This is a genomic window from Brasilonema bromeliae SPC951 (assembly GCF_012912135.1).
Classification (GTDB): domain Bacteria; phylum Cyanobacteriota; class Cyanobacteriia; order Cyanobacteriales; family Nostocaceae; genus Brasilonema; species Brasilonema bromeliae.
On sequence record NZ_QMEB01000078.1, the window covers coordinates 13,293 to 23,291 of the forward strand.

Here is a 9,999-nt window from a genome sequence, read left to right on the forward strand (position 1 = left end):
AGGTTTCCTTTGACAAAAATGCCCAGTTTGCGGCCCAAGTGCTACGAATGCTGCAAACTTATAACGCCCTAGAACAAGCCGTTGGCTTACCGACCTACACCCCAGAAAGTACACCTTGCCATCAAGTAGAAGGCAATGAAAAGCACATTCAGACAATAGCTGCTTTGTTTCGTCATCGCCTGGGCTTGGGAGATGCTCCCATTGCCAATCTGTTTCAGTCTGTAGAAGAAATCGGCTTAAAAGTTTTACGCTCCTCTGTTCCCATTAAAGGTTTCTTTGGTCTAAGTGCTTGTAGTGATATTGAAGGTGCTTTTGTTCTGGTAAATACCCATAACATCACTATTGAACGTCAATTGTTTACCCTTGCACATGAAATTGCACACCTTATCTTCCATCGTGTAGAGTACCAAGACACCCTGATTGAAGAAGGAACCAAAGAAGAAGAAAAAGCACGAGAAAAAGTAGCTGATTACTTTGCTAGTCATCTACTAGTTCCCCAAGCTGAATTTGAACGGATGTATGCACTTACCCAAGATATTGTCAAACTTAAACGGCATTTTAGGGTGAGCTACCTAGTCATCTTGAATCGTTTAGCAGAAATGAAAATCATTGATTTTGCTAAAGAGAAAGCCAAAATCTGTGCAATTTATAAAAAGCAGCATGATGGTGCATCTTTGCAAAACTCAATGGAATTACCACCAGCACTAGCTGCTGCGGATTATCCAGAAAATGAACGTTATGAATTTCTAATTTGGCAGTCCTTAAAATCGGGCAATATTTCAGAGATGAAAGCAGCAGAACTTCTCAACTTAACTGTTGAAAAACTGCGGGTGCGTCGTCAAGAAAATGAGGTTTATGCAGTCGCTTAAGGGAATAATTCTCGACGCAACCGCACTGATTGATTTTCGCTGGCTGAACGAGTGGGTGTGGCTACAACGGTACTACAGCCCGTTGTACATTGCCCAGGAGCTTCTAGACTCAGATCAACTGGAACCCCCAACTCGCCAAGCTGCTAACCAATACTTAACGCCTCTAGCTCTTTCCACAGAAGAGATGTTTGCCAGTTTTCTAGAATTTAGCGTTAGAGCGCCCCTTTTGAGTGTTGCGGATCGATCTACAATTGCTATTGCCCGTCATCAATTGCTGATTTGCGCTAGTGATGATGGGCTAGTTGTTGAAACCTGCAAGGCATACGGTGTTGCCTACACCAGAACACTGCGATTATTAACTGAGATGGTAGAGACAGCACACAAAACAGTGATAGAGGTGACGGAAATGGCTGATTCATTAATCAACGAGCGGGGTAAACACATTTCTCCCAAAGTTTTGACAGATTGGACAACAAGTTTACAGAAATATAGCACGAGCTAAAAAATTAAATGTGGTTAAACTAAGTGCTTTAGATGTTATCGTCTTCTTTTCGGAGAGATGCTAGGAGGAGTGCCGTATAGTAATTCACCATTCTCGACGACATATTTTAAGGGAATTTTTGGGTTGTTAATATCCTTCTGTCCATTGGTGTGCCACTTGATTTCCCAAACAGTATAAAACTGTTCCAATTTTGCTGGTTTGAGACGATAAATTGCTTGTCTTTCAATATTTTTATAAATGGCAAAAATCCAATCTACTTTGCGATATTTGTTAATAATAATAGGGTTCATGTGATGGTGGGTTGAGAACCCTTTCGTCAGTTCAATATTCATTGATTTCAATTCGTATTCATTTCCATCCAGATCGATAGCATCGTTCCCCTCTCGCCCCGGAAGGACAGTCAAACCAAGTATCAGGAGAACTTGCAATAATTTGCCACCATTATCCTGAAAAATGTCGTTAATACCGTGCTTCGATGCTAATTCTTGGTACTGCTGTATGGCAGGAAACAGTATCTCCAGCGTTTCTAGATCAGGATGTGGTTTTAGCACTCCTTGTCCCTCCCTAGCAAATTCACTGCTTTCAAACCTAATGCTGTAGCAATCCGCTTAATGTTATCTATCGATATGTTCCTTTCATCTCGCTCCACTGAGCCAATGTAAGTACGGCGTAGGCCAACCAGTTCTGCCAGCCTCTGCTGTGAGATGCCACGAGCCTGCCGTGCTTTTCGTAGATTGTCCGCAAATAACTTCCTCATTTTGGTAATTGTTTTTTTTCGGTTATATACCGGAATTGCTCTGACGACTTTACGTCTACAGATTATAAGTATCATTTGTGATGAACCCAATTTTGCACTTACAAGACATAAACCCTGCTTATTTCACCAACAATGGAGCTAGCTACTGTGGTGACTCCCGTGAACTTTTGCAAAAATTACCAGATAGTAGTGTTAATTTAGTTATCACCAGTCCACCCTTTGCCCTTCAGCGTAAGAAAGAATACGGCAACAAAGAACAGCACGAGTATGTGGACTGGCTTACCGAGTTTGCCGCACTCGTTTACAAAAAACTGCGTGACGATGGTAGTTTTGTAGTGGATTTGGGTGGGGCTTATGAAAAAGGGGTTCCTGTCCGCAGCCTGTACAACTACCGAGTGCCTATACGCTTTTGCGATGACATTGGTTTTTTGTTAGCTGAAGACTTTTATTGGTACAACCCGTCTAAACTGCCTAGCCCTATTGAGTGGGTTAACAAACGCAAACTGCGGGCTAAAGATTCGGTAAATACTGTATGGTGGTTCAGTAAAACCGAGTTTCCCAAGGCTGACGTGACCAAAGTCCTTGCACCCTACAGCGATCGCATGAAGAAATTGCTGGAAGATCCAGACAAGTTTTACAAACCAAAAGTACGACCTTCTGGTCATGATATTAGTAAAGCCTTCGCCAAAGATAATGGTGGAGCTATCCCGTCTAACCTGTTGCAAATTTCTAATACTGAATCTAACGGTCAATATATGGACGGTTGTAAAGCAGTTTCGGTTAAGCAACACCCCGCTAGGTTTCCTGCCAAACTTCCTGAATTCTTTATCCGTTTCCTGACAGATCCAGGTGATTTGGTAGTAGATATTTTTGCTGGTTCTAACACTACTGGTCAGGTGGCACAAACTGAAAATCGTCTGTGGTTGGCTTTTGAAGAACAGCCAGAATATCTGGCTGCTTCTGCGTTCAGATTTTTAACCAAAGAAAATACCACTTTGGAGATGCAGGAAATTTATAATCTGATTTGTGCAGGAAAATCAGTCGATTTGAACACTTATCAGAAGCAAACCCTTCTCAGTCTTTTTTAACTACCACCAGTACAGGGTTAATTCGCCGTTCGATAGCGTGTTGTGGGCATGACGCAACTTACGGGTTTATTCGCTCAGGTGCATTCCGGTGAGCCTCTCACGCTTCGCTTTGGGCGCAAGCAACGCTAATTAAGAAACATATTTGATTTAAATCTCTAAAAGCCTTGCTGCATATTGAAAAATCTGCCAGCCTCCGGAAAAATCGCCCATGTATAAATACTCATTTTTTTAGAAAAATCCACGTTTGGGGCATCTTAGCGCCCAGATCGTTGGCGCTAAACCAACCAATTAGTAATGAGGCACCGCAGTTTTTACAGGTGAAATGAAGCGGCAGTCTCGTGGCATCAGGATTCAAATCTCATCAAGTACAAACTAAAAGCTCTAAGCCTTTGAGTATAGCCCATGCGACTGTGCTCACACAGCAAATGCAATCATTTTTTAGTGAGATAGAAGACCCGCGTGTACCAAGAACCCGTGCCCATTTGTTAACAGATATTTTAATAATTGGAATATTTTCAGCGATCGCTGGAGGTAAGGGGTGGGAGGACATGGAAAACTATGGGTTGAGCAAACATGACTGGTTAAAGGAATTTTTAGCTCTACCTAATGGTATTCCTTGTCCAGATACATTTCGACGAGTGTTTGAACGTATTAACCCAAAAGCATTTGAGCGATGCTTTCGTCGAGCTTGGGTGCAATCGGTAGTTGAGACAGTAGGGGCACAAGTAGTTTCCATTGATGGTAAGACTTTAAAAGGTTCCTACAATAGAGAACAGGGAAAATCGGCTTTACATTTGGTAAGCGCATGGGCAAGCGAACATCGTCTTGTGCTGGGACAAGTTAAGGTGACAGATAAATCTAACGAAATCACGGCAATTCCTGCATTACTAGAATTGCTTGACTTGGCAGGATGCATCATTACCATTGATGCAATGGGTACACAAACAGCGATAGCGAAGCGCTGCTGCGAAGCGCAGATCGCTACTCAAATATATAATGCCAAAGCTGATTACGTCTTAGCACTTAAAGCCAACCATCCAACACTTCATGGGCAGATCAAAACTTGGTTTGATCAAGCGGCTGCGGATCAATTTCAAGGCATAACCGTAAGCTACGACGAACGGATAGAAAAAGGGCATCATCGCACTGAAAAGCGACAAGTTTGGAGCGTTCCGGTTTCTCAACTGCCACCTCTACATAATCAAGACGATTGGGTGGGACTTCAAACCGTTGTCATGGTGGTGCGAGTAAGACATCTGTGGAATAAAACTACGCGCGAAGTTCAGTTTTATTTAACTAGTTTGGAGAGTGATGCTTGTAAACTGGGGCAGGCTATCCGCCTCCATTGGGGCGTTGAAAATGGATTGCATTGGACTCTAGATATGACTTTTAGCGAAGATGCTTGCCGTGTTCGTACAGGACATGCGCCGCAAAACCTTGCCTTACTACGACGCATTGCTCTTAATGGTTTGAATCGAGAACAATCTTTGAAACGCAGTAATCGCCAAAAATCGAATCGAGCCGCAATGGATAATAATTATATGCTTACTATTCTTGCTGCTTGTTTATCCCAACATAATGATACCTCTAAACCCGCTTGTCAATAGCATTTGAGACGCGCTTACCCTGGACTAAAACTGTCTTCACCTTTCTTCTTAGCTTTATAGGAAAATATAAGCTTTTTCCTTTTCTTTTCATTAACTAAAGATGTACTAGTCTTCAAATTTACCATTCCAATAATAAAAGAATACAATAGAAACAAGAGATTAGATTCAGCCTATCGTTACCTATTGCTGAACATATATCGTCGGACATAGAGCATGTCAAAGCATTCAGGAACTATTTCACAATAGTTGCGTCATATATATCCTTCGTTACTTTTCATAAGAGCAGATGAACGGTATAAGAATTAAAGAGGAACAATTGCATCTTAGTTAGCGTCGCACAAGTCACTTTTCACTCGGAATATGCCTACTGATAGGTTTAAAAAGAGCCAGAAACAATCTCAGTAACAGCACGTCTCTTACATTCAGAAAAAAACAAAAGGACTTTACTATGAGTCAATTTCATCGTTGGAAATCTGGAGCAGCTGGAGTTATGGCAATGGCAATAACAACAGGCACCATTGCACCCATGTTCATGTTTGCTCCTGCTTCTGCACAAAGCATCTTTCGTGGTCAAGGAAGCCAAGCACCAACAGGAAGAGTTTCAATTCCTGCTGGATTTACACTACCAATAACATACGACAAAGATAAAATTGTTGTCACTCCTGATGAAACGACACGTATAAAGCTGAAAGTAGCAAAAAACCTTGTAGACAGTTCACGAAATGTGTTGGTTCCTGAAGGAAGTGAAATTGAAGGACAATTGCAACCAATCACCAGAAATGGTGAAAAAGGGATTTATTTTGTCGCTCAAGATTTAATACTTCCTAATGGTGAACGACAATCTATTAATGCAACTTCTCGTGTCATTACCAGAAAGGAAAAAATTAGTAAAGGAGGTAGAACAGATAAAATCATCCAAGATGCTGCTATTGGTGCAGGTGCAGCTAGTGTGATTTCATTGATAACAGGCGATCGCAAAATTCAAGCGCTCGAACCTATACTTGGTGCAGGTGCTGGTGCAGCAGCAAGTGTTCTACTCAGACGTAAAAACACTGAAGTTATCGTTATTGAACCCCAAAGAGGAGATTTGGATCTGACTCTACGCTCTAGTTTGTTTGTATCCCGTGGCTACTATTAGGCTTATCCTAATTATTTAGGTCGTGAGTTCCATCTGTTTGCAGTATAACTGCTCCAAAGGGGCAAGGTGCTTTACCCAATTGCCCTCACACTACCAAGGGGCTGCCAGAAGAGCAACCCCTCCTCTTTCACAGAAAGTAAGACAAAGTAAGTCAGCAATTTTAAAGTTAAATCCGGAAGAAAACAACCTGCTAGTAAATGGTCTAGCTTCTAGCTGTATGCAATTTAAATGCGACACAGATGAGGATATTGCGTGTGATTGGGCAAAGCCGCGATATCGCTTATTCTAATTTATGTAAAATTTGTCATTTTTCTGCAACTATTTTATCGCTCGCACGTCTTACGACTCCATATAAATCAGGAGCATCCCAATTTTCCAAAAGTCTTCGTTCGCCACGTTCAAACCAGGGTGCCCAGAGGGCATAAGTAACGTATTAGAGCAAAGCAATCATCCTTCCTGTGAATTTACACATTTGGGATGCTTCGGAGAAATCGTCTTGGCGAAACATTTAGGAAAATAAATAAACTAATACGCATCTACCGTTGCGTATTTATTTGTTAAGACAGTCATGAATCATTTGTTATTACAAATGACTCATGACTAATGACTCATGACAAACGAGAAGCGGCACGAATTAGTGTGCAAATTTTAGGCGCGACTCGTTATGAACCAATACAGTTCAGTTAGTGGTATTTCGTTTTGTAAAATCCCCCAACAGAGTTAAAAAGCTTGCTCAGTTCCCTCCTTTTTAAGGAGAGCCAGCGCGTTGCGGAGGTTCCCTCCGTTGTAGCGACTGGCGTGGGCTAGGGAGGAGCAATCCTTAACTGAACCGTATTGCGTTATGAACTGAATAAAATCCCAAGAGTGAAACAAAAAAGAAAGATGAAAAATGAAGTTATTCACACTTCATTCTTTATCCTTTAATTGACTCTTTTGGCTGAACGAAAGTATTAACCAAAACAAAGTGTTTTGGAACCTCTTCAGTCAAAGGTAGTCTATTTTACTAACAGAAAATAGCAGGTTGTGTGGGGAGCAAGAATAAAATGTTTGGTCACTTTCGTTGGCAATCTGGATGTGCTGCATTCATGATTTTGGGTATCACAACAGGAACTATCGCACCTCTGGTGATACCCACAGCATCTTTTGCCCAAACAAGTTTTATTGACGTTCAATCTAACTATTGGGCAGCAGAGTTTATTCGAGAATTGGCACAGCGGGGTATTGTTGCTGGCTTTCCAGATGGCAGTTTCCGGCCAGAACAAGCAGTCACACGTGCTCAATTTGCTGCTATGATTGGCAAAGCTTTCCGAAAAGCGCCAGAACGGCAGGCAGTCAGATTTGACGATGTACCAAGCAGCTACTGGGCATCGAGTGCGATTCAGGAGGCATATACCACTGGTTTTTTGTCTGGATATCCTGGCAATCGTTTCGAGCCTAACCAAAATATTCCTCGCGAACAGGTTTTAGTTTCTCTGTCTAGCGGTTTAGACTACAAAGTTAGCGGTAATACCGACACCATTCTACAATCTTACGACGACACCAATAACATTTCTGGCTATGCCCGTAGCCCTGTTGCTGCAGCTACTGAAAAACAAATTGTCGTAAACTACCCTAATATTAAGTTCTTAAATCCGAAAGTAACTACAACTCGGGCACAAGTTGCAGCTTTTATCTACCAAGCATTAGTGAGTTCCAATCAAGCCTCAGCAATTAACTCACCCTATATTGTGGCTCTTGCTGAGCGTACTCCATCAAAACCAGTAGCGGTGACAATTCCTGAAGGAACTGTTATTCCCATAAGGTATGAAAAAGCAGAAAAAATTCTTGTGACTAAGGAGGAAATAGTTCCTTTAACCCTCACCGTAGCGCAAAACGTTGTCACTGATAAAGGAACCTTGGTCATTCCAGCGGGCAGTCAAGTGGTTGGTGAGCTGCGTCCCGTCAAAGACAAGAACGGTTCTCAATTCGTCGCCCAAAAACTCGTTTTAACCAACAATGGTCAAGAGTATCCAATCAATGCGACAACTGACGTGATTACCAAGACCGAAACCGTCAAAAAGGGCATCAATACAAAAACAATTCTTAGGAATACCGCACTTGGTGCAGGTGCAGCAGCAGCAGTTTCAATTGTGACTGGTGATAAGGCTATTAGTGCTGGAGAAGTTCTAGGCGGGGCTGCGATTGGTGGATTGGTTGGTCTGTTTTTTGGTAAGAAGAGTGTGGACTTAATCGCCATTGACCCAAAGACCGACCTACAAATGACTATTGGTGAGAACTTTCAGGTTTCGTTGAAATAGTTAGTAGTCAAGATTGACCACGTAATAACATCAGTTTAGAATCCTGGTTTTTCAAAACCAGGAAAGTTCAATTAGAATTCTTGCGCATTCATTGCAGGAAGACTTCAAATTTAGTACTCACGATGAGCAACAGGTAACCAAATAATAAAAGTCGTTCCTGGTGTATCAGGTGATGATCTAAGCGAAGTGAGAGCAGGGCTGAAAACTTGTATTTCGCCCTGCATTTGTTCTATTAGCTGTTTGGCAATTGATAATCCCAATCCCGTACCAGGAATTTCCGTTTGAGCTTGAACACCTCGGTAATGACGCTCTCCAAGATGCTCTAAATCTTGTTGTGGAATACCAGGACCAGTGTCACTGATGGCAATTCCTTGAAAATGAGGTTTTTCTTGTCTGGTCTGAATTAAAATCTTGCCGCCAGTGGGAGTGTATTTCAAAGCATTGTCAATGATATTGCTGAGTACTTCTCGTAATGCTTTGGTGTTAGCGCGTACCAGAGGTAAGTTAGGGGGAATTTCGGATATGAGTTGCAAATTTCTTTCTTGAGCGATGGCTCTGGCTGATACTAGCAATGGTTGCAATATATCTAGTACAGAACAATTAACTTCTTTCTCTCCTGCACCGGGCAACAAGAGTGGCGCTATAAAGTCTTTTTGTACGTTTGCTTCCACAAGGACTTCTTTTTGCGGTAGCGTTAATGGTTCTAAATCTTCTGTTGTCAAGTCAATAACTTCATCCAAGTGTTGCAACAATTCTTTGAGGCGATCGCTTTCCCGCACAATACTAGTAGCTACCTCGCGGTTAGCATCCCCTGGTCGCAGTCGCTTCAGCAACAGTTTGCCAAAGGTACGCAATGCTGTTAATGGGTTGCGAAGCTGGTGCAATAAATTATCTAGTAAATCTTGCTGTTTTTCTTGAAAAATTTGTTGTTGCTGCAATTGCTGGTGCAACCATGCTCGACGCTGATCCAAAATACAGGCAAGGGATAGTGTTTGGGCAATTCGTTCTATTTGACTTTTTTCTTGTTCATTCCATACTCGGTCTTCTCTAACTGTGACGAGCAACCCCATCATCACATCTTCATGAACAAGAGGTAAAACAATTTGGTCGCCCTTTAATAAATATTCTTCTTCCTCTGTTGAATGCGGTGGTGCTGTATCTCCTGTCGCAGTTTCTCGTGATGGTGCGGGAAAGTCCTCTGCTGCTTTCAGTAACCTTCGGTTATTGCGGTTGTGTTTCTGGTTGAACACATCACCCGTACGAGAATGTAGTGTTTTATCCAAGGTGACGGAAGCTGAACGATACGAAGCCCAGTTAGGATTTGAGATGGGTATTGAGGTGGGCAATACCAAAGCACTAGCTCCCTGCTGTTCCACTGTTGTTTCTGGATAAACGACCACAGGAATGAGCTTGGCTTCACTTGTCGAAGCCTCTATCAATTCTTGCGTTAAATAAACAACGCTCAAAGATGCTTCCAGCCCTTGGGCTAACAGTGCCAATTGCTCTCGGCATAGAGCAACAAACTCAGAACTGGCAGACATTAACATTTCTCAGCCCTTGTTTAAAATGACAGACTATACGGACGAAAAGGAACAAAAGTTGGCTTTTCCCATTTAACAAAGCTTAACTGAATCTTGCAACTAACAGTTCGTTCCAAGGAATTATATTGTTCAACGCTTCTGGTTTTTATACAAAAAAATAAATTAACCGGATTGTATCAAAAGATTAAAAACTATTGATT

9 protein-coding genes are annotated in these 9,999 nt (G+C 42.0%); 6 read left to right on the forward strand and 3 right to left on the reverse strand.

What is annotated here, in order from left to right:
• The coding region (locus tag DP116_RS12055; protein ID WP_246275598.1) for an ImmA/IrrE family metallo-endopeptidase at positions 1–869 on the forward strand (869 nt) is incomplete at its 5' end.
• Positions 856–1,371: a PIN domain-containing protein gene (locus tag DP116_RS12060; RefSeq protein ID WP_169155416.1), complete on the forward strand. Its 516-nt coding sequence runs from the start codon at positions 856–858 to the stop codon at positions 1,369–1,371. The genes DP116_RS12055 and DP116_RS12060, both read left to right, overlap by 14 nt.
• 35 nt (positions 1,372–1,406) lie before the next feature.
• Here the strand turns inward: DP116_RS12060 and DP116_RS12065 are convergent, their stop codons facing one another.
• Entirely contained in the window at positions 1,407–1,922 is a 516-nt protein-coding gene (locus DP116_RS12065) for a PDDEXK family nuclease (protein ID WP_169155417.1), read from the reverse strand.
• Positions 1,916–2,128 carry a helix-turn-helix domain-containing protein gene (locus DP116_RS12070; protein ID WP_169155418.1) on the reverse strand — a complete coding sequence of 71 codons (213 nt, stop codon included), beginning with the start codon at positions 2,126–2,128 and terminating at the stop codon, positions 1,916–1,918. The genes DP116_RS12065 and DP116_RS12070 overlap by 7 nt, the downstream gene beginning before the upstream one ends.
• An 80-nt stretch (positions 2,129–2,208) precedes the next feature.
• Between DP116_RS12070 and DP116_RS12075 the strand changes: the two genes are divergently transcribed.
• The 4 genes from DP116_RS12075 (at position 2,209) to DP116_RS12090 (ending at position 8,258) form a co-directional block, all read left to right on the forward strand.
• On the forward strand, positions 2,209–3,216 hold the full coding sequence (locus DP116_RS12075) for a DNA-methyltransferase (RefSeq protein WP_169155424.1): 1,008 nt from the start codon (positions 2,209–2,211) through the stop codon (positions 3,214–3,216).
• Positions 3,217–3,554: 338 nt separating this feature from the next.
• Positions 3,555–4,823 (forward strand): ISAs1 family transposase, encoded by a 1,269-nt coding sequence (locus DP116_RS12080; RefSeq protein ID WP_422614222.1) that lies wholly within the window; start codon positions 3,555–3,557, stop codon positions 4,821–4,823.
• Between the two features lie 448 nt (positions 4,824–5,271).
• A complete protein-coding gene (locus tag DP116_RS12085; RefSeq protein ID WP_169155420.1) occupies positions 5,272–5,961 on the forward strand; it encodes a conjugal transfer protein TrbI in 690 nt (229 codons plus the stop codon).
• A 1,043-nt stretch (positions 5,962–7,004) separates the two neighbouring features.
• Complete coding sequence (locus DP116_RS12090; protein ID WP_169155421.1) at positions 7,005–8,258, forward strand: S-layer homology domain-containing protein; 1,254 nt, start codon at positions 7,005–7,007, stop codon at positions 8,256–8,258.
• Between the two features lie 110 nt (positions 8,259–8,368).
• Here the strand turns inward: DP116_RS12090 and DP116_RS12095 are convergent, their stop codons facing one another.
• The gene (locus DP116_RS12095) at positions 8,369–9,805 is read right to left on the reverse strand and encodes a sensor histidine kinase (RefSeq protein ID WP_246275599.1); all 1,437 of its coding nucleotides are present in this window, start codon (positions 9,803–9,805) and stop codon (positions 8,369–8,371) included.
• Between the last annotated feature and the right edge of the window lie 194 nt (positions 9,806–9,999).

Coding starts and splice junctions, on each gene's coding strand:
- DP116_RS12085 (WP_169155420.1), top strand. CDS start 5,272: ATGAGTCAATTTCATCGTTGGAAATCTGGAGCAGCTGGAGTTATGGCA.
- DP116_RS12095 (WP_246275599.1), bottom strand. CDS start 9,805: ATGTTAATGTCTGCCAGTTCTGAGTTTGTTGCTCTATGCCGAGAGCAA.
- DP116_RS12070 (WP_169155418.1), bottom strand. CDS start 2,128: ATGAGGAAGTTATTTGCGGACAATCTACGAAAAGCACGGCAGGCTCGT.
- DP116_RS12060 (WP_169155416.1), top strand. CDS start 856: ATGCAGTCGCTTAAGGGAATAATTCTCGACGCAACCGCACTGATTGAT.
- DP116_RS12075 (WP_169155424.1), top strand. CDS start 2,209: ATGAACCCAATTTTGCACTTACAAGACATAAACCCTGCTTATTTCACC.
- DP116_RS12090 (WP_169155421.1), top strand. CDS start 7,005: ATGTTTGGTCACTTTCGTTGGCAATCTGGATGTGCTGCATTCATGATT.